General features: G+C 65.3%; 20 protein-coding genes. 5 read left to right on the top strand and 15 right to left on the bottom strand.

The window, feature by feature from the left end; translation table 11 throughout:
- Positions 1 to 49: 49 nt before the first annotated feature.
- From ACMVY4_RS14355 to ACMVY4_RS14345, 3 genes are all read right to left on the bottom strand, one after another.
- On the bottom strand, positions 50 to 7,216 hold the full coding sequence (locus ACMVY4_RS14355) for a FecR domain-containing protein (protein WP_416896703.1): 7,167 nt from the start codon (positions 7,214 to 7,216) through the stop codon (positions 50 to 52).
- The gene (locus tag ACMVY4_RS14350; RefSeq protein WP_416896702.1) at positions 7,116 to 7,589 is read right to left on the bottom strand and encodes a hypothetical protein; all 474 of its coding nucleotides are present in this window, start codon (positions 7,587 to 7,589) and stop codon (positions 7,116 to 7,118) included. Before ACMVY4_RS14350 ends, ACMVY4_RS14355 begins: the two co-directional genes overlap by 101 nt.
- Before the next feature lie 226 nt (positions 7,590 to 7,815).
- Positions 7,816 to 8,256 (bottom strand): MarR family winged helix-turn-helix transcriptional regulator, encoded by a 441-nt coding sequence (locus ACMVY4_RS14345; RefSeq protein ID WP_416896701.1) that lies wholly within the window; start codon positions 8,254 to 8,256, stop codon positions 7,816 to 7,818.
- A 125-nt stretch (positions 8,257 to 8,381) separates the two neighbouring features.
- Here ACMVY4_RS14345 and ACMVY4_RS14340 point away from each other — a divergent pair, with 125 nt between their 5' ends.
- A complete protein-coding gene (locus ACMVY4_RS14340) occupies positions 8,382 to 8,954 on the top strand; it encodes an inner membrane-spanning protein YciB (protein ID WP_416896700.1) in 573 nt (190 codons plus the stop codon).
- A gap of 9 nt (positions 8,955 to 8,963) precedes the next feature.
- Here ACMVY4_RS14340 and ACMVY4_RS14335 read toward each other — a convergent pair whose 3' ends face one another.
- The 4 genes from ACMVY4_RS14335 to ACMVY4_RS14320 form a co-directional block, all read right to left on the bottom strand.
- Positions 8,964 to 10,136: an iron-containing alcohol dehydrogenase gene (locus ACMVY4_RS14335; RefSeq protein ID WP_416896699.1), complete on the bottom strand. Its 1,173-nt coding sequence runs from the start codon at positions 10,134 to 10,136 to the stop codon at positions 8,964 to 8,966.
- Positions 10,137 to 10,208: 72 nt separating this feature from the next.
- The gene (locus ACMVY4_RS14330; protein ID WP_416896698.1) at positions 10,209 to 12,866 is read right to left on the bottom strand and encodes a TRAP transporter large permease subunit; all 2,658 of its coding nucleotides are present in this window, start codon (positions 12,864 to 12,866) and stop codon (positions 10,209 to 10,211) included.
- A gap of 10 nt (positions 12,867 to 12,876) precedes the next feature.
- Positions 12,877 to 13,872, bottom strand: a complete 996-nt coding sequence (locus ACMVY4_RS14325; RefSeq protein WP_416896697.1) for a TRAP transporter small permease subunit — start codon at positions 13,870 to 13,872, stop codon at positions 12,877 to 12,879.
- 137 nt (positions 13,873 to 14,009) lie between these two features.
- Positions 14,010 to 15,104 carry a TRAP transporter substrate-binding protein gene (locus tag ACMVY4_RS14320; protein WP_416896696.1) on the bottom strand — a complete coding sequence of 365 codons (1,095 nt, stop codon included), beginning with the start codon at positions 15,102 to 15,104 and terminating at the stop codon, positions 14,010 to 14,012.
- A 307-nt stretch (positions 15,105 to 15,411) separates the two neighbouring features.
- Here ACMVY4_RS14320 and ACMVY4_RS14315 point away from each other — a divergent pair, with 307 nt between their 5' ends.
- Positions 15,412 to 15,906 carry a rhomboid family intramembrane serine protease gene (locus ACMVY4_RS14315; RefSeq protein WP_416896695.1) on the top strand — a complete coding sequence of 165 codons (495 nt, stop codon included), beginning with the start codon at positions 15,412 to 15,414 and terminating at the stop codon, positions 15,904 to 15,906.
- Here ACMVY4_RS14315 and ACMVY4_RS14310 read toward each other — a convergent pair.
- Positions 15,903 to 16,424 carry an acyloxyacyl hydrolase gene (locus ACMVY4_RS14310; RefSeq protein WP_416896694.1) on the bottom strand — a complete coding sequence of 174 codons (522 nt, stop codon included), beginning with the start codon at positions 16,422 to 16,424 and terminating at the stop codon, positions 15,903 to 15,905. The genes ACMVY4_RS14315 and ACMVY4_RS14310 overlap by 4 nt on opposite strands.
- A 79-nt stretch (positions 16,425 to 16,503) precedes the next feature.
- Between ACMVY4_RS14310 and ACMVY4_RS14305 the strand changes: the two genes are divergently transcribed.
- Together ACMVY4_RS14305 and ACMVY4_RS14300 are read left to right on the top strand one after the other, a co-directional pair.
- Positions 16,504 to 17,277, top strand: a complete 774-nt coding sequence (locus tag ACMVY4_RS14305; protein ID WP_416896693.1) for a thermonuclease family protein — start codon at positions 16,504 to 16,506, stop codon at positions 17,275 to 17,277.
- Positions 17,274 to 18,737: a M48 family metalloprotease gene (locus ACMVY4_RS14300; protein WP_416896692.1), complete on the top strand. Its 1,464-nt coding sequence runs from the start codon at positions 17,274 to 17,276 to the stop codon at positions 18,735 to 18,737. Before ACMVY4_RS14305 ends, ACMVY4_RS14300 begins: the two co-directional genes overlap by 4 nt.
- A gap of 3 nt (positions 18,738 to 18,740) precedes the next feature.
- Here ACMVY4_RS14300 and ACMVY4_RS14295 read toward each other — a convergent pair whose 3' ends face one another.
- The 7 genes from ACMVY4_RS14295 to ACMVY4_RS14265 are packed head-to-tail and all read right to left on the bottom strand — an operon-like array spanning position 18,741 to position 23,354.
- The gene (locus ACMVY4_RS14295) at positions 18,741 to 19,904 is read right to left on the bottom strand and encodes a pyridoxal phosphate-dependent aminotransferase (RefSeq protein ID WP_416896691.1); all 1,164 of its coding nucleotides are present in this window, start codon (positions 19,902 to 19,904) and stop codon (positions 18,741 to 18,743) included.
- Positions 19,901 to 20,851: a methylmalonyl Co-A mutase-associated GTPase MeaB gene (meaB, locus tag ACMVY4_RS14290; RefSeq protein ID WP_416896690.1), complete on the bottom strand. Its 951-nt coding sequence runs from the start codon at positions 20,849 to 20,851 to the stop codon at positions 19,901 to 19,903. Before meaB ends, ACMVY4_RS14295 begins: the two co-directional genes overlap by 4 nt.
- Positions 20,838 to 21,128 (bottom strand): HPr family phosphocarrier protein, encoded by a 291-nt coding sequence (locus ACMVY4_RS14285; protein ID WP_416896689.1) that lies wholly within the window; start codon positions 21,126 to 21,128, stop codon positions 20,838 to 20,840. The genes meaB and ACMVY4_RS14285 overlap by 14 nt, the downstream gene beginning before the upstream one ends.
- The gene (locus tag ACMVY4_RS14280; RefSeq protein WP_416896688.1) at positions 21,125 to 21,532 is read right to left on the bottom strand and encodes a PTS sugar transporter subunit IIA; all 408 of its coding nucleotides are present in this window, start codon (positions 21,530 to 21,532) and stop codon (positions 21,125 to 21,127) included. The genes ACMVY4_RS14285 and ACMVY4_RS14280 overlap by 4 nt, the downstream gene beginning before the upstream one ends.
- A 52-nt stretch (positions 21,533 to 21,584) precedes the next feature.
- On the bottom strand, positions 21,585 to 22,469 hold the full coding sequence (gene rapZ, locus ACMVY4_RS14275; protein ID WP_416896687.1) for an RNase adapter RapZ: 885 nt from the start codon (positions 22,467 to 22,469) through the stop codon (positions 21,585 to 21,587).
- On the bottom strand, positions 22,466 to 22,939 hold the full coding sequence (locus ACMVY4_RS14270) for an HPr kinase/phosphorylase (RefSeq protein WP_416896686.1): 474 nt from the start codon (positions 22,937 to 22,939) through the stop codon (positions 22,466 to 22,468). Before ACMVY4_RS14270 ends, rapZ begins: the two co-directional genes overlap by 4 nt.
- Positions 22,917 to 23,354 carry a PaaI family thioesterase gene (locus ACMVY4_RS14265; RefSeq protein ID WP_416896685.1) on the bottom strand — a complete coding sequence of 146 codons (438 nt, stop codon included), beginning with the start codon at positions 23,352 to 23,354 and terminating at the stop codon, positions 22,917 to 22,919. Before ACMVY4_RS14265 ends, ACMVY4_RS14270 begins: the two co-directional genes overlap by 23 nt.
- 303 nt (positions 23,355 to 23,657) lie before the next feature.
- On the opposite strand from ACMVY4_RS14265, the gene ACMVY4_RS14260 reads away from it, so the two are divergent.
- The gene (locus tag ACMVY4_RS14260; protein ID WP_416896684.1) at positions 23,658 to 23,915 is read left to right on the top strand and encodes a ribbon-helix-helix domain-containing protein; all 258 of its coding nucleotides are present in this window, start codon (positions 23,658 to 23,660) and stop codon (positions 23,913 to 23,915) included.
- Positions 23,916 to 23,923 lie beyond the last annotated feature (8 nt).

The raw sequence follows: 23,923 nt of genomic DNA, 5'->3' as shown, positions 1-23,923 counted from the left end.
ACTGGTGAGCGGGCGGCCAGCGGCAGTGCTGGCCCTCGCCCCCGAAAGGCTAGAATTGCAGGTTCTGAACGTTGACGTCGCTGGCGGCGACGGCATCGCCGCGGACTTCCGCGATGACGGTGTAGCCCGCAACGTTCACATCGGCATCATGGATAAGGTGCGTGCCGTCGAAGATGAAGGTCTCGCCGTCGCCGACGCCTGAATTCGTGCCGTCATAGGCTTCGCCGATCGTGGCGAAACCAACCTCGACGCCGAAGTCGCCCTCGGCGAACTCGAACGTATCCACGCCGGACTGGAAGTCCTCGACCAGATCGACCCCGACACCGGCCGCGGCAACCGTCTGATTGGCGGCGATGGCCGTGCCCTCGTTCGCATTGCCCATGAAGAACTGGTCAGCGCCCGCGCCGCCGCTCATGACATCGACGCCGATACCGCCGGTAAGGGTGTCGAAGCCGTCACCGCCGAACATCTGGTCGTCATTGTTGCCGCCGACAACGAGATCGTTGCCGTTGCCGCCGACGAGGAAGTCGTCACCGTCATTGCCGAACAGCGTATCGTCACCGTCGGCGCCGCCCAGAGCGTCGGCCGTCGCCCCGCCATTCAGGGTCTCGTTGCCGACTGTCCCGAACTGAACCGCCACGGTTTCATCGCCGAAGGAAATCTCCTCGACGTCATTGGCGATGGTGTCGGTGCCTTCTGCGCCGACCGTGTCGGCCAACACGACATTGCTGCCGTCATCGGCGAAAGTCGCCTGGAAGTTGCTTGACGGACCCTGGTAGGCCGCCTCGTCGGTGCCAGCGCCACCCTGGATCAGGTCATCGCCACCACCGCCGACCAGGACGTCGCCACCTGCGTCGCCCGACAGCGTGTCGTTGCCGCCGGCGCCCGCCAGTACATCCTCGGCTGCGGTGCCCGTCAGGTTGTCCGCGCCCGCGGTTCCGTACTGCGCCAGCAAGGTGCCATCGGCAAACTCGATCTCCTCGATGCTGCTGCTCAGCGTGTCGGTGCCTTCGATGTTCAGGTCGTCGGTCAGCACCACGCCGCTGCCGTCGTCGGCGAAGACTGCGCTGAAGTTCTCGCTGTTGCCTGTGTAGACAGCCCGGTCGGTTCCGGCGCCGCCTTCCATGAGGTCATTCCCGGCGCCGCCGGTCAGGGTGTCGTTGCCATCCTCGCCCTGCAGCGTGTCGTTGCCGCCATTGCCCTCGATGAGGTCATTGCCGCCCCGGCCTTCGAAGCGTTCGTCAACGCCGGCACCGCGCAGCGTGTCGTCGCCCAGCAGGCTGCCGCGGAAGCGTTCCATGTTGAGGAAGAAGTCCTGGGTCAGAACCTCCCCTGTGTAGGTGACGTTGGCAATGCCCTCGCTGGCGTCGAGATTGACGACGTCGACATTCGAGCGGTCGTAGCGGAGCAGGTCGAACCCGCCGAGGCCATTGACCGTGTCGTTGCCGAGCCGGGTGATGAAGCGGTCGTCGCCGACCGAACCGAGCAGGCTGTCGGCAAAGTCGGAGCCGCGCACCTCGTCGATGTTGGAGAAGGTGTCGGTCCCGCCGTCGCCGTCGAGCCCAACGCCGGTCGAACCCGCGCCGACATCGATGGTGATGCCGGACGTCGCCTCGACATAGTCGAGCCGGTCGAAGCCGCCGCCGCCGGTGAAGCTGTCATTGCCGCCCCGGCCGCGGAACTGGATGAACTCGTTCTGGTCGATCAGATCGGCCGTCAGCGTGTCGTCGAAGCCTGAGCCGGTGATCTGCAGCCCGCCCAGCCCGCTGCCGTCGATCAGATCGACATTCTGCAGCGTGTCCGTGCCGGTGGCCTTGGCGATGGTACCCGACGTGTTGCCGATATTGGCGTTGATGCCGGCCGTCTGATCGCCATAGGCCAGCACGAAGAAGCCCTGGCCGGGATCGGAGAAATTGACCGTGTCGCTGCCGGTTCGGGTCTCGATGAAATCGAAGGTGGTGTTCTGGCCGGGATCGATCGTGTCGTCGCCGTCGCCGCCGATCAGCGTGTCCTGTCCGGCGCCGCCATTGATGATGTCGTTGCCGCCACGGCCGTCGATCTGTTCGTCCGCCGCCGAACCGCTCAGCGTGTCGTTGCCGGTCCGGCTGCCACGGAAGCTTTCGATGTTAGAGAAGGTATCGGTGAATACCGAACCGTTCTGGTTGACCGTCGCCGTGCCCGCGGTTGCATCCAGATTGACTGTCTCGACCGTCGCACGGTCGTAGCGCAGCAGGTCGAAGCCTCCTGCGCCGTCGACGGTGTCGTTGCCCTCGCGGGTGATGAAACGGTCATTGCCGGCCGAACCGAGCAGGCTGTCGGCATTGTCGGAGCCGCGCACCTCGTCGATGTTGGAGAAGCTGTCGATGCCGCCGTCGCCGTCATTGGAGGTCGTGCCAGCGCCGATATCGACGCTCACGCCTGCGGCCGCGCCGACATAGTCGAGACGGTCGAAACCATTGCCGCCGGTAAAGGTATCGTTGCCGGCCCCGCCGCGGAACTGGATGAACTCGTCGCCGTTGGCCAGGTCGGCGGTCAGCGCATCGTTGAAGTCGGTGCCGGTGATTTGCAGCCCGCCATTGATCCCGTCGATATCAAGGATACCGGTCAGGGAATCCGTGCCGTTGCCCTTGGTGACGGTGCCCGTGGTGTTGCCGATATTGCCGTTGATCGCCGCCGTCTGATCCGAATAGTCCAGCACGAAGAACCCGGCGCCCGGGCTCAGGAATTCGACCACGTCATTGCCGTTGCCGGTGCCGATGACGTCGCCGTCGCTGTCATTGGTGCCCGGCCGGAGCGTGTCGTCGCCATCACCCCCGAAGATGCTGTCGAAACCATCGCCGCCGTCGATGATGTCGTTGCCAGTACCGCCGGCCAGAAGATCCCGCCCCGCCAGGCCCGAGATCGTGTCATTGCCGCCCAGGCCGAACAGCGAATTGTCGTTGGCGTCGCCAGTCAGGTTGTCCGCGCCGTCGGTACCCGGGGTCACGACGATGGTGACGTCCGAGAACTGGACTTCCTCGATGCCGATCAGCGTATCCGTGCCTTCGGCGCCGGTGTTGTCGGTGAGGACGACATTGCCGCCCTGGTCGGAGATGGTGAAATTGGTCGATGCGCCGGCATAGACGGCCCGGTCGGTGCCCGCGCCGCCATCGATCTCGTCATTGCCGGCGCCGCCGGTCAGCGTGTCGTTGCCGTCACCGCCAATCAGCTCGTCATTGCCGACACCGCCATCGACGCTGTCCGTTCCGCTGCCCCCGTCGATGAAATCGTCGCCGGTACTGCCCGCGATGGTGTCGTTGCCGTCGCCGCCGCCGATCGCATCGGCCGTCTCGCCGCCGGTGAGGTTGTCGGCGCCGGCCGTGCCGAAGACCAGGGCGAAGGTCTCGTCGGAGAACGCGACGACCTCGACCGTGTTGTCGATGGCGTCAGCGCCGTTGCCGAGCAGCGTGTCACCTTCGATGCCGACCGTATCGGTCAGCAGAAGCTGGCTGCCGTCGCCGGCGAAGACCGCATCGAAATTCTCGCTGGAATCGGCGTAGGTCACCGTGTCGGTGCCCGTCCCGCCGGACAGGGAATCGTCGCCGACATCGCCGGAGAGGGAATCGTTGCCGTCGCCGCCCTGAAGCGTGTCGTCGCCGTCACCGCCGGCCAGTACGTCATTGTCCGCGCCGCCGAAGATGATGTCGTTGCCGCCCGCGCCATTCAGCTGGTCATTGCCGGCCAGACCGAACAGGGCGTTCTGGTTCGCGTCACCGGTCAGCGTGTCCACGCCCGCAGTGCCCACCTGAACGGTGACCGTGATATCGGCGAACTGGATCTCCTCGACATCGGAACCGATGGTGTCCTCGCCCTCGGCGCCGACGGTATCCCGCAAGATTGCCTGCGCGCCGATGTCGACCACTTCGAAATTGTCCGACACACCGGCATAGATGGCGCGGTCGGTGCCTGCGCCGCCCTGGATCAGGTCGTTGCCGTCGCCGCCCGTCAGGCTGTCGTCGCCATCATCGCCCGACAGGACGTCATTGCCGGTGTTGCCGAGCAGCACGTCGGTGCCGGCCCCGCCAAACAGGGTGTCGGACGACGCGCCGCCATCCAGCTGGTCGTTGTCGGCGCCGCCGAACAGCGCATCCAGACTGCCAAGGCCGGTGATGGTGTCATTGCCGCCGAGTCCGAGAAGACGGTCGAGCCCGCCGGTGCCGGTGATGACATCGGCGCCGGCCGTCCCGAGCTGAAGCGCCAGCGTGAAATCGCTGAACTCGAGGTTTTCGACGTCGCTGTTCACGGTGTCGGTGCCATCGCCGCCGACGGTGTCGGTCAGGATCAGGCTGGTGCCGTCATCGGTGATCGTGAAATCGGTCGACGCGCTGGTGAAGACCGCTGTATCGGTCCCCGCTCCGCCGGAAATGCTGTCATTGTTGTTACCGCCGATCAGACGGTCATCCCCGTCCCCACCCTGCAGGGTGTCCAGCCCGAATCCGCCGTCCAGCGTGTCATTGCCGCCGGCGCCCTGCAGCACGTTGTTTCCGATATTGCCGGTGATCGAGTTCGCGTCCGCATTGCCGACACCGTCGATGTTGTCGCTGCCCACCAGCTCGAGATTCTCGACATTGTCCGGCAACGCGAAGCCGATGCCGCTCTGCACGGTGTCGTCGCCGCCATTCGCCGCCTCGACGATGGTGTCGTCGCCGCCGGTGATCGCGCTGACGGATTCCTCGAAATTCTGGTCGAGGCTGCTGAAGAAGGTCAGCGTTGCGGACTGACCCGCCGTCAGCGAGCCGACATCGAAATTGATGACGATGGCCTCGTCGGCCTGAACCTGGGTGCCTTCGGCCTGCGGTGAGTCGTGGAGAACCGCCTCGAACACGTCGCGGTTGAAGAAGGAATTGGTGGCGACGCGGGCACGTGCGTCATCGGCCAGGAAGAAGAACGGCACACCCAGGTTGACTCCGGTTGCGCTGACGATCGCAAGATTGTCGCCGCCGCCGTCACCGGGCTGGTTGATCACCTCATTCAGCGTCACGGCGCCGGCACCGCCCGGAATGCCATTCGATTCCTGATCCGGGTCGAAGCTGCGCATGTAGCGGACCGAATCCAGGGTCACGTCGCCGACATTGGTCAGCGTGATCGTGGTCTGAAAGAACTTGCCGTCCTCGTCGAAGGTCACGACCTGATCGACCTCGAGACGGTTGCCGTCGCCATTGGTGACGCCTTCCCAGAGCGCCTGCAGCGTGCTGCCCGACGACTGGTTCACGACGTTCTGCTGGGTCAGTTCGACTTCGCCTGACCGTTCGGCATTGGTGAAGTTGAACTGGGATGCAGCACGGATGTAGCCGACCGTGAAGCCTTCCTCAGGCGAACCCGGCAGGAAGAAGTCCGTTGTATTCGGCGCGTCGCCGATGCCGAAGCCGTCCTGGTCGACGGACATGCCAAGCTGTGTCTCGCCGAAGCCAGGATTGAACCCGGCTGGCGCGGCATTGGCGGTGCCGAAGGAACCGGCACCCGAAACGCCGATCGAAAGGAAAGTGCCTTCCAGGAAGATGTCATCGTCCAGCTGGGCGCTCTGCACAGCCGTGCCGCCGAATTCGGGCACGTCGAGAAGGGAGGTTTCCTCACTGATCAGACGATCACCGATGACTTCGATCAGGTAGAGATCGTTGCCGGCGCCGCCTTCCATGGAATCGCCGCCGTCGCCGCCATCCAGCGTGTCGTTGCCGGCCCCGGCGAGAAGCGTGTCGTTGCCGTCGCCACCGATCAGCGTGTCGTTCCCGCCACCGCCGCTCAGGCTGTTGGCGTTGGCGTCGCCGGTGATGGTGTCGTCGAAGGCCGACCCGAGAATATTCTCGACACCGGTGATGGCGTCGACATCGCCGGTGCCGTCGGTCGCCGACCCCTCGGCGAGATTGATATTCGACCCGGCGATCGTGCCTGAGAAGTCGGCCGTGTCGGTGCCGACACCGCCATCCAGCGTATCCGCGCCGGCGCCGCCCGTGAGCGTGTCGTTGCCGGTCTCGCCATTGAGGACGTCGTCGCCATCCTCGCCGTCCAGCGCATCGTCGCCGTCATTGCCGTTCAGCGTGTCATTGCCGGCGCCGCCGCGGATGTTGTCATTGCCGGTGCCGCCCTGGACGGCATCGTTGCCGCCCTGTGATTCGACATTGTCGTCACCGCCCAGCGCATCGATCGTGTCGTCGCCTTCGGTGCCGGCCAGCGTGTCGTTGCCATCGGTCGCGACGTTGTTGTTTTCCTCGACGACGACTTCCTCGTCATCGGGCGGCGGCGGAGGCGGCGGCGGGGGCGGCGCACCGGCATCTTCACCGCCACCGCCAGGGTTGCCGGCCTGATCCACCAGATCGTTCAGCGCGTCGCCGAAACTGTCGCCTGCAGGCTTGGTCGCGGGCGGGCGGCTCGCGGGCGGCGGCGTGGCCTCAGCAGCGGCCTGTTCGCCCTCGCCGTCGCCGCTCTCGCCTTCACCGTCGGCGTCCGCGGAGCCGTCTTCCTCGCCCTCGCCTTCGCCTTCTCCCTCACCGTCCTCGCCTTCGCCCTCGGCCTCGTCCTCGGCGCCTTCCTCTCCCTCGGAGTCGGCATCCCCGCCGCCGTCACCGTCATTGGAATCGGAATTGCCGTCGCGGCGCTGGGAATCGACGTCCTGCTGGCCCTCGCCGCGGCGCACGTCCGGCGTCGGCGGCAGGAAGTCCAGCGCATTGGAAAACTTCTGGTTGATCTCGTCGGGGCTGTAGATCCGGGGAGTGCCGGGCGCCTGAAACTGGCTGTTGGTCTGGGTGCCCTCGTTCGCCTGGTCCAGCAGCACGCCACCGGCGGAGTTGGAGGCCCAGATCGAACCGACATTGCCCTGATCGTCGGGCAGATTGACGACCTCGGTAGTCTCGCCTTCCTGACCGCCCTGCCCCGTTACGTAGGTGCCGCGGACGCCGATGGTCAGCACCGGTGTCCGGACGGTCAGCGCATCGTCGCCGGTCTGCGCCACGGCGCCGGAAACGAAGGAAAACGAGCCTTGCAGAACGCTGACGACTGCGTTGCCGGTGTTGGCGGACGGGTCGTAGACGAAATCGTCCAGCACCAGCCGCGCGCCGGAACCGACGGCGAATGTGGTGTCGTCATTGAAGCGGAGACCGACCGCGCCGGCGCCGGCGGTCTCGATGACATCGTCCTGATAGACCGGGTCGCCCGGATTGAGCTGTGCCGTGCTGCCGTCCACGCGGTTGACGGTGACGCTGCCATCGGCCGAACTCGACGATACCGATCGGCTGCCCGAGCGAACCGCTCGCCTGCGCCAGCCCGTCGGCTGCCGGACCCGCCAGCAGCGCAACCGTCTCCGAGAGCACCTGGGCGCCGCCCATGGTGTAGAGATCCGGCGGATTCTCCTGACCAAAATAATCGACGATGAGGACGCGCTTGCCGTCCGTGCCGACCAGGATCAGGTCCGGCCCGGAGCGAACATAGTCGGCGGTCAGCAACATCGCGCCGATATCGACCACCAGCGCAGGATTGCCGGTCGCTTCGACGACCTTGGCGAAACTCTGATCCGCGCCGGCATTGCCAACGCTGGAGATGAAATCGTTCCGACTCATCGGTGCTACCCCGCTACTCACGCCCCGAATAGTGGATATACGGCTCTACGATGTCCGGGTGCGCCTTCGAGGTCTCTCACGCCCACCCTCACCAGACGCCGGGACCCAGTTCCCTGCACGCCCGCCTGCTATCACGCTACGGCATTAACTGTACCTGAATACAGCCGAATTTCCTGCAACAGTGATCACAAAAAGATGCAAACCCGCATCGTCAGAGGTACAATAGTCACACTGCCCCGGCCGCAAAGTTTCCCTTTGCGCGCATCAGCAGACGAACCAGCTCGTCCTGCTCATTCCGGTCGAGTCCGCCAACCATCTGCCGGTGGACGTCCCGCGCCCGATCCTGCATTTCGGTGATCAGGGGCCGGCCGCGGTCCGTCAGGAACACGCGCTTCGCCCGGCGGTCGTCCGGATCGGGGCGGCGTTCGACCCAGCCACGCGCCTCCAGCCGGTCCAGCAGCCCGCCAAGCGCCACCTTCCCGATGTCCAGTTCGTCCGCCAGCTGGGTCTGGTTGCAACCATCGTAGCGGATCAGATGTACCATCACCCACCACTGCGAACGGGTCAGGTCCATGTCGCGCATGCGGCGCCCGAACTCCCGTTTCAGCAGCCGGGAAAGATCGGAGATCAGGAACTCGAGATTGCGGTCCAGGGGGTCTGTCGTCATGCCGCCAATCTAATATCGAATCCGTACAATATCCATACTGTACTATCTGCAATTGACTTGCGCTGCTGGATCAGGGGACTACGTCATCCCAACGCCATTCTGGCACAGTGGACGGGAGGTGCCCGATGACCGCGGCCGCGCGCTTACGCGAACGGTATCTGAACCAGAACATGATCGTTGAGATCGCACCCGCCGCCGTCTTTCTCATTGCGAACTTCGTGTGGGACATATTGACGGCCACGGCAGCGGTGATCGCCGCAACCGTTGTGGTGGTGGTGTACGCATCGGTCAGGACCGGGCGCATGCCGGCGCTGGCCATCACGACCCTGCTTCTGGCGCTCACTCTCGGCGGCGCCAGCCTGATAATGCAGGATGAGACCTTCATCCAGATCAAGCCGACTCTGGGCCGGGCGCTCTTCGGCGCCGCGGTATTGGTCGGGCTGTTCTTCCAGCCCACTTTTCTGGAAAGAGCGCTGGGAGCACAGCTTCATCTCTCGCCAAAGGGCTGGCGTATCCTGACGTACCGCTGGGCAGGTTTCGCATTCATGACAGCAGTCGCCAACGAGGTTTTCCGGGGCGTACTGACCACTGACAACTGGGTCCTCGTCACGACCGTGTCAGGCCCCTTGTCGATCCTCGGCTACATCTTGATCACTCGGCTGACTGCGCCGCGTTACTGGACCGGACCGGTTTCTTGAAGCACAGCATCACGACGCCATGCGAAGCAGCGTCAGCACGTCCTCGACCCCGTTCACCTTGCGCGGATTGGTATGCAGCCAGCGGTCGTGCAGGCTGTTCCTCGCGATCAGGTCGAACTGGTCCTGGCCGACGCCGGCCTTGCCGAGTGTTCCGGGCAGCCCCAGACCGGCAACGAACTCGCGGACCGCGTCGCCGGCGGCCATGCCGGGCCGCCCGAAAGCCTCCGCCACGATCTTCTGGCGTTCGGCATGCTCCGGCATCTCGGCATTCCAGCGCAGCACCGCCGGCATCATGATACAGCTGGTGTATCCGTGCGGCACGTCGCAGGTGCCGCCCAGAATATGACCGATGGCGTGGCTGGCGCCCATCGGCACGCCGGCGATCACCGCCGTCATGGCCATCCAGGCGCCCAGTAGGCAATCGAGCCGCGCGTCCATGTCCGCCGGATCGGCCTTCACCCGCGGCAGCCCCGAAGAGAGCAGCCGGATCGCATGCAGCGCATCGGCGTCGCAATAGGGATTGGCCTGGGGGCTGCAGATCGCCTCGACACAATGATCCACCGCCCGGATGCCGGTCGAGAGAAAGACCCATTCCGGCGTGTGGCGGGTCGGCGCCGCATCCAGAATGACCGACACCGGCACCAGCGAGGGATGCCGGTAGCCCTGCTTCACCTTCTTCACCGGATCAGTACAGCCGCCAAGCGGGTTGAACTCGCCGCCCGACAGGGTGGTGGGCACGCTGATCTGGCGCACGCCGACCAGCCGGAGATCGGGAATGACCGTGCGCCCGTCCTCGCTGGTCTGGATGCAGTAATCGTCCAGCTGGGACATGTCGGTCACGCCGTATTCCAGACAGATCTGGATGACCTTGGTGCCGTCGGTCACCGAGCCGCCACCGAAGGTGACCAGCAGATCGGCGCCGGCCTCGCGGGCCGCATTGGCCGCTTCGACCACCGCATCGCGCGGCGAATGGGGCGGGATGCCGGCATGACGCCCGGCATAGGCGCTGCCAAGGGCATCGGCCATGCGGTCCACTTCGTCGGTGGTGTCGTTCATGGTCCGGCCGGCGATGATGAAAACGCGCGACTTGTTCAGCCGCGCCGCCTCCTTCGCCACCGCCTCGGCCGCGGGCCGTCCGAAAACGACCTGTTCCATCTCGGTAAACCGGATCGCACCCTGCATCCGCCGCTCCTCCCCTGACGTGTTGTCAGGGGAGTGTGCGACAGGCCCGGCACTCCGGCCAAGCGAGAAGGATCAGAAGTTCATCGAGATGTCCCGGTGGCTCGCCGAGCACTGCGCCACGAAGAGCGCCTGATCGCGTGACAGACGCTGCTGCTGGCGGGCGCCGAGCGTTTCCCGGATGCCATCCAGATAGGCGGCGACACCGTTCCGGAACGAGCCTTCGGCGTTCGCACGCCAGACCAGCTGCGCCTCATAGGCGGCCACCGCCTTTTCGAAGTGCTCCATCGCCTTCTCGCGGTCCGGCTCGTCGCCCTTCATCTCCCGGCGGGCGCGGGATAGCTCGTTCTTGACGTCGTCGCTGCCCTCGATGTCGCGCAGGGTCCGCTCGAAGTTCTGGATGGTCTCCATCGCCTCTTCCGATCCGGCGGTCTCGATCACCTGGCGCAGTGCGCGAAGTTCGCCCTCGACCTCACGGAAGGCCGGCGTGGCGTCCAGCACCTGCAGCACCTTGGCAGCGTCTTCATACGAGCTGTCGGCGGCGCGCTGGTAGGAGCGCCGCGCATCCTGCTCGGCCTTGGTCAGCTTGGCGAAGGTCGCGTAGTCGTCCTTCCAGGTGCCGGGGATTTCCGACTTCAGGCGCTCCACTTCGGCCAGCAGGCCTTCGCGGGTCTGCTCCAGGCTCGCCTTCTCGGCCGCGAATTCCGGCGAGTTCATCCGGCTGATACGGACGCGAAGCTCATCGGCTTCCTCGTTCAGCTTCCGCATCTCCTTCTCGATATTGCGGACGTTGCGCAGCTTCGGCCGGTAGGAGTCGGTCGCGGCATCGACGGCCGCTTCCGCCTTGAAGGATTCGTCCAGCGCCGCAATCGCCGCTTCGGCGTTCTTGACCGCTCCCGTGAAGTCGCGGGCGATGTCCTTCGGCAGCCCCGAAACGTCGAGGCCCTTTGCTGCGGCAATGGCGTTCCGGACACTGTCGTCCTCGGCCAGCGTGTCGGCCACATACTGCTCAAGGCAATACTGCAGCTTCGGATTCCGTGGCGGCGGCGCCGTGTCGGACAGGTAGCTGACCCGGTTCGGCAGATAGTTCACCAGCTGCGGGAATGTGCCGACGATGGCGAGCGCCAGCAGCTGCAGCGAGATGAAGGCAATCACGCCGCGGTACATCTGCACCGTTCGCACGACCGCCGGAGCCACGCCGCGCAGATAGAACAGGGCGAAGCCGAACGGCGGTGTCAGGAACGACGTCTGGATGTTCAGGCCGATCATGACGCCGAGCCACACCGCGGTGATGTTGGCCGACGGATCCGCCAGCAGGATCGGGGCGACGATCGGCACCACGACCACGGCGATCTCGATGAAATCGAGGAAGAAGCCGAGGATGAAGATCACCGCCATGACGATGATGAACTGGGTCCAGAAGCCGCCCGGCAGCGAGTTCAGGAACTCGCGCACGAGGTCCTCGCCGCCGAAGGCGCGGAACGCCGCCGTCAGCATGGCCGCGCCGAGCAGGATGATGAAGACCAGCGACGTGGTCTTCGCCGTTTCCAGCATCACGCCCTGCAGCGTGTCCTCGATCCGGAAGACCCGTATGCCGCTCCAGATCAGCGCGACGACGAGAACGATCGCGCCGATGACGCCGATCAGGATGCCGGTGCTGTCCTCGGGCGTATCGACGGCCTTGATGTTCATCTCGTAATTGCCGATAACGTAGCCGAGCAGCGCCAGCGCCACCAGAGCCATGATCGCGGGGACATAGGTCATGCCGCCGCCGCCCTCGGTCAGGCGGTAACCGGCCATGATCAGGGCGCCCGCCGCGCCGATGGCGCCGGCCTGGTTGACGGTCGCGATGCCGCTGATGATCGAACCCAGCACCAGGAAGATCAGGGCGAGCGGCGGCACGAGGGTCAGGAACACCTTGCCCCAGAAGGCGGCGTCGAAATTGCCCTGGAACCGCACTGCCGGGGCCGCGCTCGGCCGCAGGATCGCGAAGATCAGGATGTAGAGCATGTAGAGCCCGACCAGCACCAGGCCGGGAACGAAAGCGCCCAGGAACATCTCGCCCGCACTGGTCGAGGACACATCGAAGATCGACGGCATCGACAGTTCGCCGGTGGCTTCCTTGTGCAGCGCCTTGCGGGCCGTGCTGGCCTGATCGGTCGCCGACGCCAGCTGGTCGGCCAGGATGATCAGGACAATTGAGGGCGGGATGATCTGTCCCAGCGTGCCGGATGCGGCGATCGTGCCGGTGGCCAGCGAGGGCGAGTACTTGTTGCGCAGCATGGCCGGCAGCGAGATCAGGCCCATCGCGACAACGGTCGCGCCGACGATGCCGGTGGTCGCAGCCAGCAGCGCGCCCACGAACACGACGGAGATTCCGAGGCCGCCCGGCACCGGGCCGAACAGCTGGGCCATGGTCACCAGCAGGTCCTCGGCGATCTTCGAACGCTGCAGCATGATGCCCATGAAGATGAACAGCGGAATCGCTATCAGCGTGTCTCGTTCGACTTCCCAGTAGACCGCGCGGAGGTTGGTCACGCCCGCCGACAGCCATTGCGACGGCCCGCCAGTGTGGAAGTACGCATCGACATTGCCTTCGGCCACGTAGCCGGCGCCGGCGGCGAGGCCGATGCTGATGATGGCCGCGCCCGGCAGCGCGAAGGCGACGGGGAAGCCCGATCCCAGCGCCACCGCCATGATCAGGACCAGAATTGCGAGGAAGAGGAGCTCCATGATCAGAACCTCACTGGGTCACGGGCTCGTGGTCGCGGTGCCCGGGTTCATCCCGGTAGTCGGCGACAGCCTCGAAGAAATAACTCACGAACTGGATCAGCATGGTGATGGCGAAGATCCCGATGAAGGCGGCCATCTGGTACTTGATGAACATGCCCACAGCGCCCGTCTGGCTGATCTCGAAATTGCCGACGGGGCTGTTGATGATCGACCGCGGCCCGTCGAATCCGATCTCGATGATGATCCAGCTTGTGGTCATGCCGAGCGCCAGGGCGCCGACGGCGTTCACCCAGCCCTTGGTGCGGCGGCGGAAGCCCGAATAGAGAACGTCGACGCGGACATGGCCCTCGTCGAACAAGGTGTAGGCGGACGCGAACAGGAACAGCGCGGCGTACCAGTACCGCACCAGATCGCCCATCAGCGCCTGCTCGTAGGAAAAGACGAAGCGCGTGATCACGATCAGCAGTTCGGCGATCACGATCAGCAGCGCGAGCCAGGTGAAACCGAGCGTCCGCGTGAACGCGCCGATGATGAAGCTCGCCGCGATCAGCGGCATGTGGATCCAGGTGCCGACGAACCGCGCGCGGCCGAGCGCGCGCACGCTGTCTTCGCCCATGAAGTAGGACAGCAGGTCTTCGACCCGCATGAAGGCGATGGTCACGTCCACGGCCCCAACCAGCAGCACCGCCCAGAAGCACACCCGGACCAGATAGAGATTGAAAAGGTGGATCGAATGCGATTCCCAGCGCAGCGACCTGTCACCCGTTCTGAGGACGTAGATGACCGCGAGCGCGATGCCGATCAGGTAGATCGCGACCTGAAGGATCGAGAGCCCCCCGCCCTCGCCGAACACCGCCGACGCGCCGGGGAAATCGTAGGCCACTGTCAGCACGTTGTTGATCAGGAAGGCTGCCAGAATGGCAAGCATGGCCCAGCCGAAGCTCCGGACTATCGGGGCCGGCAAGCCGTATTTCGGAATCTCGATGCTGTCGCTGCTGGAACTCATGAATCAATCGCCGGGGCCTGCTTCCCGTGTCCATCGGTTGATGCCGTCATTGCCGGCGGGCCGTTCACGGGTCTGGAAAATCAGAAAAGGGCGGGACCGCAGTCCCGCCCTTCACCTGTTCTAGCGTTCGGAATGGATCAGACCAGTCCCAGAACGCGGTTGCGCTGATTGACGAACGTGCCTTCGAATTTGGCCATCGTACCGCCGATCTCGCGCAGGTTGGCCTGGAAGGAGTCGTCGATCTTCGCAGCCAGGGCGGAGTGATCGCGGGTTTCCGCGAAGACCTCGGCCGCGCCTTCGCCCATCGCGTCCCAGACCTCGTCGTTGAACGCGCGGACCTGGACGCCATGCTCGTTGACCAGCTTGTCCATGTACTCGCCGTTCTTGGCCATGGCCTCTTCGAACTGCGCCGCATGCTCTTCCATGCAGGCCGCCTCGATGATCGCCTTCTCCCAGTCGGTGAGGCTGCCCCACCAGCTGGCGTTCATGCCGAAGGCCAGGCCGCCGCCCGGCTCATGCATGCCGCCGGTGTAGTAGAACTTGGCGGCCTCGTAGAACTTCATGAAGTAGTCGTTGTACGGCCCCACCCACTCGGTCGCCTCGACGGCGCCGGAAACCAGGTTTTCGTAGATCTGGCCGCCCGGCAGGGAAACGGTGGAGACGCCCAGCTTGGACATCACCGAGCCGCCCAGGCCCGGAATACGCATCTTCAGACCCTTCAGGTCGTCCGGCGATTCGATTTCCTTGTTGAACCAGCCGCCGGCCTGGGTGCCGGTCGCGCCGCACATCAGCGACTTGATGCCGAACCCGCCCGAAAGCTCGTCCCAGAGCGCCTGACCGCCCTTGAACTTGATCCACGCGTTCCACTCGACGGTGGTCATGCCGAACGGCACGGACGTGAAGTAGGCCAGGCCCGGATGCTTGCCGACCCAGTAGTAGTCAGCGCCGATATAGGCCTGCGAGTTGCCCGAGGCGACCTCGTCGAACACGTCGAACGCACCGACGCGCTCGCCGGCCGCGAAGTACTCGACGTTGAAGGCGCCCTGCGACAGCTGGCCGATGCGCGCGGCCAGCCGCTGCGCGGACACGCCCAGGCCCGGGAAGTCACGCGGCCAGGTCGAGACAATGGTCAGGGTCTTGCCGCCCTGTGCGATCGCCGGCGCGGCCAGGGTGCTGGCGGCAGCGGCGGCGCCGGCCATCGCGGCGCCCTTCAGAAATTTGCGACGTTCCATCTTGAGTGGAGTCCTCCGTGTTGAAACCTTGTTTCTTGTGCAGCATGTATCGGGGCATCTGCATCTGCAGCCGAGAAACTGCTGGGCCGCAAATTGGCGGATTTCAGGCGTACTATGCAAGGGCTTTCGGCCCTTGACGGGCTTCCCGCGCGACCAGGAGGGGATCAGATGGGGAATGTGAACAATCTTTAATCAGTCTTCCGGCACTCCGATCATCAATGCGCCGAAAGCCGTCGTATGGCTGTGCGGACTCCTGATCGCCGTCCATGCCCTGCGCGCGCTCATCCCGGCCGAATGGGATCAGGAGATGTTCGTCCGGGTCGCCCTTATCCCGGCAATCATCCAGGATGGCTACCCGTTCTACTGGACCCTGCTGACCTACACATTCCTGCATGCCGATTTCGGCCATGCGCTGATCAATTCCGCGATGATTCTGGCCGTCGGGGCCGGCGTCGCACGGATGACCGGCGGCGGCGTCTTTCTCGCGATCTTCCTGCTGTCCAGCCTGGGCGGCGGGCTGGCGATCTTCTTCCTTTCCGCACCGTCCGCGCCGACCATCGGGGCCTCCGGCGGCCTCAGCGGCCTGATCGGCGCCGCGGCCGTGTTGCTCTACCGCTATCGCGATACGGACCCCCGCGCCCGGATGATGGGCGCCATGGTGGCGATCGTGGTGGTGATGAACCTGGGGCTGGCCCTGACCGGCGGCGGCGGCATCTCGTGGCAGGGCCACATCGGCGGCCTGCTGGCCGGGATCGTCTACGGCTACGCCGCGCTGGGGCGCAATCCGGCGGCCGGGCGCTAGAAAAGCTGACCGAACGGCACCAGCAGCGAGATCACGACCGATTCGGTGCCCGGGTTCCGGTTGCCCATGCCCGCATTGGAAATGTGATTGATGCTGACCGAGGTGCGCAGACCGCTCTCGAAACGCCAGCCCAGCTCCATCTGGGATCGGAACTCGATCGGGTGGCCGAGATTTTTGCTCTGGCCGCGCAGGAAGACGCCCGGCGTGAAACTGGGCGAGAGATAGAAATTTTCGGTCAGGAAGATCTCGGAATAGATACCGATGCCGGCAAAGGCGGCCCCGTCCGTGTTCGCCATGAAAGTGGCCAGCGGCTTGAACCACCAGTCATTGTTCTGGCGGTACTCCAGACGGCCCTCGATCGCCGCGTCCTCGCCCTGGGTAAGGTCGAAGGCACCGGCGCTGAAGCCCAACAGCGGCCCTGCTTCGTAGCGGGGAACGGACTCGGCATGTGCCGTCAGGGAGCACAGCGCAATCAGTCCGGCAACCGTGATCAGACGTCGAAAAAGTCTGACGATCATGCGATTCTGGCCCCTCTCCACACGCGGCATCGGGTGTAGGCAATTGATCGGACAAGGTAAAGCCCCGTTGTGCGCAGGTGTGTCCGCCATCCTGTTTTTTTGGGCCTGCGTCGTTTCTGCGGAACAGCTGCCCGGATTCGAGGGCCTTCCCGGCCGGGCCGGCGGCACGGTGACAGAGGTGATCGACGGCGACACCGTAGTACTGAGCAATGGCGACGAAGTCCGGATGGTCGGCATCCAGGCCCCCAAGCTGCCATTGGGCCGGGCCGGTTTCCGGACCTGGCCGCTGGCCGAGGAAGCCAAATCGGCGCTGGAGGCATTGTCCCGCAACCGACGGTTCGACGCCTATTTCGGCGGTCAGCGCAAGGACCGCCATGGGCGGGCCCTGGCCCATCTGGTCTCGCCCGACGGGATCTGGCTGCAGGGCGAGATGCTGCGCCTCGGCATGGCGCGCGTTTACTCCTTCCCCGACAACCGCGCCCTGATCGACGAGATGCTGCAACTCGAGCGCGAGGCGCGCGCTGGAAGCTTCGGCATTTGGTCGCATCCCTTCTACCGGGTGCTGACCCTATCTGGGCTGGAAGACCGGGCCGGGACGTTCCAGATCGTCGAGGGCACGGTCGCCGACGCCGCAGATGTCAGGGGAACCGTCTATCTCAACTTCGGCGCCGACTGGCGTACCGATTTCACAGTCGCGATCCGCAAGCCCGCGCGCCGGTTGTTCGAAGCGGACGATCCCGCAAGCTGGACAGGACGGGCGTTGCGGGTCCGGGGCTGGCTCAGGGAGCGCAACGGCCCGATGATCGAGGCGACGCATCCGGAACAGATCGAACTGAGGAAAGAACAAGAATGAAGAACACACTCAGGATTACAGCTATCGCGTCGCTGCTGCTGTTCGGCAGCGCCTGCCAGACGGTGCAGAACCCGGCGACGGGCGAAGAGCAGTTCACCACCATCTCCCAGGAACAGGAACGGGAGATCGGGCGCCAGCAGCATCCGCAGGTGCTGGCCGAATTCGGCGGCGCCTACAACGATCCCCAACTGCAGGCCTATGTCGACCGGGTCGGCCGGCGGCTGGCGCAGAACGCTGAACTGCCTGCGGAACAGTTCACCTTCACCGTTCTCGACACGCCCGTGGTCAACGCCTTCGCCCTGCCCGGCGGCTATGTCTACATGACCCGCGGCATGATGGCGGTGCTCAACACCGAAGCCGAGCTCGCAGGCGTGCTGGGGCATGAGATCGGGCACGTCACCGCGCGCCACGGCGCCACCCGCCAGACCCGCGGTCTCTTCGCCAACCTGGCCGTCATCGGCGCCGCAGTCCTTACCGGCAGCCAGGAGATCGCCCAGCTGGGCCAGGTTGCCGCCCAAGGCTACCTCGCCAGTTACTCCAGAGATCAGGAAAGCCAGTCAGACAGTCTCGGGATCCGCTATCTCAGCCGCTCCGGCTACGATCCGCAGGGCATGACCGACGGGCTGCGGGCGCTGCAGCGCCATGGCGACCTGATGGCGCGCATGAGCGGACAGCAGGCGCAGCAGATGAGCTTCTTCTCGACCCACCCCCAGACGCCGGAACGGATTTCCGCCACGCAGCGGGAAGCGCGGGCGGCAACTATCGACGGCGAGGCCAGGGTCGGCCGTGAAGCCTATCTGGATGCACTGGACGGCATGATCTACGGCTCCAGTCCGGCCCAGGGTTTCGTGCGCGGCAACCGCTTCTCGCATCCGGAACTGCGTTTCACCTTCACGGTGCCTGAGGGCTACCGGATGGACAACCTGCCCCACGCCGTGATCGCCAGCCCGTCGAACGGCAGGGATTTCATCGTCTTCGATCAGGAACCCGACCGCCGCACCGCCGCTTCCGCCGGCAGCATGAGTGGCTATATCTCACAGCGCTGGGCCGCGGAGGCCCAGTTGTCGAACCTGCAGCGCTTCACCGTCGACGGCATGCCGGCCGCAACCGCGGTCGCCCAGGCCACAGCGAACGGTCAGCCCGTCAGCGTCCGGCTGGTGGCGATCCGCTACGACGCCGAGCACATCTACCGGTTCATGTTCGTTGCCCCTCGAGGCAGCCTGAACGCGCGAAGCTCGGAAAACACGATCAACAGCTTCCGCCGGCTCTCCGCCTCCGAGGCCAGTCAGCTGCAGCCGCTTCGGATCGAGGTCGTCCGCGTGCAATCGGGCGACACCATCCAGAAGCTGACACGCTTCGACATCCAGGACGGTTTCGAGGACGACCGCTTCCGGGTCATCAACGGCTTCGACCGCGGCGACGGTCTGCGCGCCGGGATGGACGTGAAGGTGATCCGCTAGCGGTCAGTCCAGATACGGGCGCAGTCGCTCCATCGCCTCGGAGAGCGCCCGCTCCGAACTGGCGAAGCAGAGCCTGAGGTAGCCCTCGCCCGACTGACCGAAGGCGATACCCGGCGCCACGCCGACACCGGCCTCGTCGCGCAGGCGCAGCGCGAACTTCAGGCTGTCGGCCATGCCCTCGACCGCGAAGAACGCGTAGAAGGCCGCATCCGGCGGCGTGTATCGCACGCGGGAGAAACGGCCGAGCGACTGGGTCACCAGATCGCGCCGCCGCCGGAGCCGCTCCACCAGCCCGTCGACATAGGGGTCTCCGTCGCGGAGCGCGGCCACGCCGGCATGCTGCACGAAGGTCGTCGGGCCCGCGATGTTGTACTCGTTCAGCTTGGCCAGATCGTGCTCCAGTGCAGCCGGCGCCGTGATCCAGCCGAGCCGCCAGCCGGTCATCGACCAGCTCTTCGAGAAGCTGTTGATGGCAATGAGCCGGTCTTCCGGCTCTGCGATCTCGATGAAGGCGGGCGCATGCGCACGGTCGTAGACCAGGCGCGCATAGACATCGTCGGCCATGATCCAGATACCGCGCTTGCGGGCCCAGAGCAGGATCTCGTCGCGTTCGCCTTCCGACATCATCCACCCCGTCGGATTGCCCGGCGAGTTGATGAAAAGCGCCTTCGTCTTCTCGTCTGCGGCGTCGAACAGCTTCTGCAGGTCCAGCGACCAGGCCCCGTCCCGCTCGTCCAGAACGACCGGCCTGATTTCCCCGCCCATGATGCGGATGGTCTCGGAGCAGTTCGGCCAGACCGGACTGACGACCAGCACGTTGTCGCCCGGATCGACCAGCGCCTGGAAGGACAGCATGATCGCGTTCATGCCAGAGGCAGTGACCGTGAAGCGGTTGAGGTCGAGATCCCGACCATAGACGCGGCCCATGTAGTTGCGGATTTCCGCCCGAAGCGGCTCGATACCGGAATTCGGGGAATAGAACGTTTCGCCGCCGTCCAGCGCCGCCTTGGCCGCATCCCGGATGAACTCCGGTGTCTCCTCGTCGGATTCGCCGAACCAGAGCGCGATCAGGCCGGGCTTGCCGATCGAGTTGAGCGAGACTTCGCGGATCTTCGAATCCGGCAGTTCCATGATCAGGTCGCGGACCTGGGCGGGCATGCGGCTCATGTCGTCTCCCTCATGGCCAGGCCGAGCAGGTCGGCAGCGGCGGCTTCGACGGACTTTTCGCCCGTCGTCAACGCCTGCGCAAGCGCCTCGATATCGGCATCATCAACGCGGTCCAGCCGGCGCTGCGTCAGGTCGACGGCGGCGCGGCGGATCAACCGTCTCGCCCGCGCCAGCGGCGCCGAAACGCGCCGCGAACGCCCGATCTCGTCGACCGCGTCGGCCAGCGCCTCGACCCCCTGCCCCGTCACCGCGGTCGCTTTCAGCACCGGCGGCCGGGCGTCGGCCGGACGCATGTTCGCCATCGACTTCAGATGCCGCACGGTCTGGCTCGACAGCGGATGGTCGCCCTTGTTGACCAGCAGGATGTCGGCGATCTCGAGGATACCGGCCTTGATGGCCTGCACGTCGTCGCCAAGGCCCGGCGCGGCGACGACGACCTTCACGTCGGCGATATCGGCGATCTCGACCTCGGACTGACCGGCGCCGACTGTCTCCAGAATGATGATGTCCAGACCAGCCGCATCCAGGCAGTCCATGACCCGGACGGCGCTGCGCGACAGACCGCCCAGATGGCCGCGGCTGGCGAGCGATCGCACGAAGACGCCGTCATCGCCGGAGTGACCGGTCATGCGGATGCGGTCGCCCAGGATCGCGCCGCCGCTGACGGGACTGGACGGGTCCACCGCCAGCACGCCGACCGTCCGTCCGCGCCGGCGCTGTTCGGCCACGAAGGCGTTCACAAGCGTCGACTTGCCGGCGCCCGGCGGGCCGGTGAAACCGACCGACATGGCCCGGCCGAGCAGCCCCTGCATGGCCTTCACCAGCGCCGGGCTCTCGCGCCCCTCGTTCTCCAGGATGGTAATGGCCCGGGACAGCGCGCGGCGGTCGCCGGCCAGCCAGTCGTCAACCCACGCCGGCGCCTCGGGCCCGGCCTCAGCGTTCCTCATCGAAACGGCCGTCGACCAGCGTCTTCAGCGCCGCAACGGCATCCGTCGCGTCGGATCCGACCGCCGTCACCTCGATGGTGCAGCCCTTGGCCGCGGCGAGCATCATCAGGCCCATGATGGAATCGCCGCCGACGGCGACCCCGCCCTTCTCGACGGTGATGTCGGAACGCCAGGCCGCAGCGCAGCTGACGAACTTGGCGGCGGCGCGGGCGTGCAGCCCCTTCTCGTTGCAGATGGTCAGGGTCTCGCGAACCACCGGTTCGCCGCCGGCGTTCATGACTCGCTGCCCGAAAGCACGGATGACGCGATATTGATGTACTTGCGGCCGTATTCCTGCGCAGTCGCGGCGGCATCCGCCAGCGAACTGTTCTCGCGCACCGTGGCCAGCTTGATCAGCATCGGCAGGTTCATGCCGGCAATCACCTCGACGTCACCCTGGTCCATGATCGAGATTGCCAGATTCGAAGGCGTTCCGCCGAACATATCGGTAACGACAATGACTCCGGCACCGTCGTCCACGTCCGAGACGGCATCCATGATGTCGTTGCGGCGCTGTTCCATATCGTCGTCGGGACCGATGGAGACCGCACGGACATTCTGCTGCGGCCCGACCACATGCTCGGTCGCCGCGATGAATTCATCCGCGAGCCTGCCATGGGTGACCAACACCATGCCGATCATGACTCTGCCATTCCGGTTGTTTTCTCGTTCGCCCGTCGCATCGCACCACCAACTATTGCCGGAGGTCGCGGTGACGAACCGTCACATGGTGGCCCTCGGCGCGCAAGCGCTCTCCAAAGAGCTCGGCCGAGAACACCGATCGGTGCCGTCCGCCGGTGCAGCCGAAGGCGACGGTCAGATACGACTTTCCCTCGCGGCCATAGCGCGGCGTCAGGAAGCCGAGCAGTCCCTCGATGCGCTCTCTGAACTCCGGCCAGGCCGGATCCGTCTGGATGAAGTCCTGGACAGGCAGATCGGCGCCGCTCATCTCGCGCAGGTCCGCCTCGTAGTAGGGATTGCGGAGGAACCGGACGTCGAAGACCAGGTCCGCCTCGCGCGGCAGGCCGCGCTTGAACGAGAACGAGGTGACAAACACCTGCAGGCCCGGCGGGCGGCTGGGAGAGAAGCGCGTCTTCAGCAGTTCGCGGAGCTCGGGCAGGGAAACGTCGGAGGTATCGATAAGCTGGCTTGCGCGGTCGCGCAGCCGGCTCAACAGCTGGCGCTCGTGGCGGATGCCGTCCATCACCGATCTGTCGTCGGCCAGCGGGTGACGGCGACGGGTCTCGGTGAACCTGCGCTGCAGCACTTCGCCGTCGGCATCGAAGAAGCAGAGCGTGGCCGCATGCCCGATCCGGTCGCGGAAACGGTCCAGATGCTCGATCAGTTCCGCCGGATCGAAGCCGCGGGTCCGCGAATTGATGCCAATGGCCAGTGGCGGACGGCTCTCGTCGCTTTCCTCCAGCGTGATCAGCATGCCCAGCATGGATTGCGGAACGTTGTCGACCACCTCCCAGCCGAGGTCTTCCAGCATCTTGAGCGCCGAACTCTTGCCCGCGCCCGACATGCCGGTCACCAGCATGACCTGGCTCGGTTCGACGTCTCCGGTCCCTGTTGTCATTCGACCAGCCTTGCCGTCCCGTTCAGCGTGAGCGCAAACATCCGGAGTTTCACTGCGGCCGACGCCTCGAAGGGCCAGAACTCCAGCAGGGGCAGCCGCACGCCTTCTATAGCGGATTCATCGATCCGGGGCATACGCTGTATCGACGTCGGATCGCCGACAAGATCGACGACGGCCGAAAGGCGGCATTCCGCCAGACACCTCTCTGCCGGCAGGCGAATGACGCCAAGACCACGCACCTCGATCAGTTCGCGGAGAACCGACGGCGCGCGCGCCACAAGGCGTTCCCCCTCTACACGGACTTCTGTTCGGTCGTCCGCCACCAGCAGCGCGCCGGCCTCTACGAGGCGCAGAGTAAGGTCCGATTTTCCGCTGCCGGCCGGACCGCGGATCAGCAGGCCCTGCCCCGCGACCTGGACCGCATTGGCATGAAGCGGGCCGGCGGCCTCAGCGTTTCGGGATGACGGCATAGACCACGGTCGCCTGTGCTGCCGGCTTCTCGCGTTGCCCGTCGGCATACATCACGCAATCGCCGAACATCATAGTGCGGCCCTCCTTGGTGATCGTGACCTCGCAGATCAGATCCGCATCGGCGACGGCGCGGAAGAAGCTGGTGGACTGCTGCACCGTCGCGATGTCCTGGCCATCGCTGAGACAGGAGCGGATCGCGAAGACCATGACGGTGTCGGCGACCGCCATCATCGCCTGTCCGGACATGATCCCGCCAATCCGCGTGAGACGGTCGTTCTTCGGAACGCGGGCGGTCACCCGCCCCCGGGCGATGTCCTCGATCTCGATTCCCAGGTCCTTGACCCATGGCGCGAACCAGCTCGACGCCCCTTCACGCGCGGCTTCCAGCGAAATCTCCGACGGCCTTTCCGCCATGCCCTGTCTCCCTTCTCCCCAGTTGCGGGCGGCACTGTATCAGCCTCTGTCCGACTGCAAACAGCGGTGCCGAATTCAACTGGTCCGAGGGGCTGGTGCGGAGCTTGCAAATTTCCCGGCAACGAGGACGAACAGGCGTTGGATTGATGCAAATTGCAAGAACGAGTTCTCGCATTGCTGATTTCCTCCAACTACCGGTCCGGCGTTGCGCTGCATCGTGCGCACCCGGGTCCAGCAAAGGATGGCGCGTAGATGGATTCCCAAACCCCCGACCCCCGACCCCAAAGAGAACTGGTACAGGACATGGCGTTGATTGAAGCAGGGAGCAGCGGATCGTCCAGCGCGATCCAGAAGCGGTCCGTCCGGATCGCCGGACACCCGACCTCCATTTCCCTGGAGGATGCATTCTGGGAGGCGCTGCGCGAAATTGCGGCGGTCCGGAAGCTCAGACTGAGCGAACTGGTGGAGGAAATCGACTCGCGGCGTGGCAGTCAGAACCTCTCCAGCGCCATCCGCGTCTATGTACTGGGTTCCTATCGCGGCGGACAGCGCGACAACTGACCCGGCCC

It is taken from the genome of Minwuia sp. (assembly GCF_048007105.1).
In the GTDB taxonomy this organism is placed as follows: domain Bacteria; phylum Pseudomonadota; class Alphaproteobacteria; order Minwuiales; family Minwuiaceae; genus Minwuia.
The sequence above is the reverse complement of the archived record's forward strand: the minus strand, read 5'-3'. Positions and strand labels throughout refer to the sequence as shown.

Excerpts from the sequence above, each read along its gene's own strand:
- meaB (WP_416896690.1), bottom strand. The coding sequence starts at position 20,851 with ATGAGGAACGCTGAGGCCGGGCCCGAGGCGCCGGCGTGGGTTGACGAC.
- ACMVY4_RS14325 (WP_416896697.1), bottom strand. The coding sequence starts at position 13,872 with ATGAGTTCCAGCAGCGACAGCATCGAGATTCCGAAATACGGCTTGCCG.
- ACMVY4_RS14285 (WP_416896689.1), bottom strand. The coding sequence starts at position 21,128 with ATGAACGCCGGCGGCGAACCGGTGGTTCGCGAGACCCTGACCATCTGC.
- ACMVY4_RS14310 (WP_416896694.1), bottom strand. The coding sequence starts at position 16,424 with ATGATCGTCAGACTTTTTCGACGTCTGATCACGGTTGCCGGACTGATT.
- ACMVY4_RS14280 (WP_416896688.1), bottom strand. The coding sequence starts at position 21,532 with ATGATCGGCATGGTGTTGGTCACCCATGGCAGGCTCGCGGATGAATTC.
- rapZ (WP_416896687.1), bottom strand. The coding sequence starts at position 22,469 with ATGACAACAGGGACCGGAGACGTCGAACCGAGCCAGGTCATGCTGGTG.
- ACMVY4_RS14295 (WP_416896691.1), bottom strand. The coding sequence starts at position 19,904 with ATGAGCCGCATGCCCGCCCAGGTCCGCGACCTGATCATGGAACTGCCG.
- ACMVY4_RS14265 (WP_416896685.1), bottom strand. The coding sequence starts at position 23,354 with ATGGCGGAAAGGCCGTCGGAGATTTCGCTGGAAGCCGCGCGTGAAGGG.
- ACMVY4_RS14345 (WP_416896701.1), bottom strand. The coding sequence starts at position 8,256 with ATGACGACAGACCCCCTGGACCGCAATCTCGAGTTCCTGATCTCCGAT.
- ACMVY4_RS14335 (WP_416896699.1), bottom strand. The coding sequence starts at position 10,136 with ATGCAGGGTGCGATCCGGTTTACCGAGATGGAACAGGTCGTTTTCGGA.
- ACMVY4_RS14260 (WP_416896684.1), top strand. The coding sequence starts at position 23,658 with ATGGCGTTGATTGAAGCAGGGAGCAGCGGATCGTCCAGCGCGATCCAG.
- ACMVY4_RS14350 (WP_416896702.1), bottom strand. The coding sequence starts at position 7,589 with ATGAGTCGGAACGATTTCATCTCCAGCGTTGGCAATGCCGGCGCGGAT.
- ACMVY4_RS14300 (WP_416896692.1), top strand. The coding sequence starts at position 17,274 with ATGAAGAACACACTCAGGATTACAGCTATCGCGTCGCTGCTGCTGTTC.
- ACMVY4_RS14270 (WP_416896686.1), bottom strand. The coding sequence starts at position 22,939 with ATGCCGTCATCCCGAAACGCTGAGGCCGCCGGCCCGCTTCATGCCAAT.
- ACMVY4_RS14315 (WP_416896695.1), top strand. The coding sequence starts at position 15,412 with ATGTTCGTCCGGGTCGCCCTTATCCCGGCAATCATCCAGGATGGCTAC.
- ACMVY4_RS14330 (WP_416896698.1), bottom strand. The coding sequence starts at position 12,866 with ATGGAGCTCCTCTTCCTCGCAATTCTGGTCCTGATCATGGCGGTGGCG.
- ACMVY4_RS14320 (WP_416896696.1), bottom strand. The coding sequence starts at position 15,104 with ATGGAACGTCGCAAATTTCTGAAGGGCGCCGCGATGGCCGGCGCCGCC.
- ACMVY4_RS14340 (WP_416896700.1), top strand. The coding sequence starts at position 8,382 with ATGACCGCGGCCGCGCGCTTACGCGAACGGTATCTGAACCAGAACATG.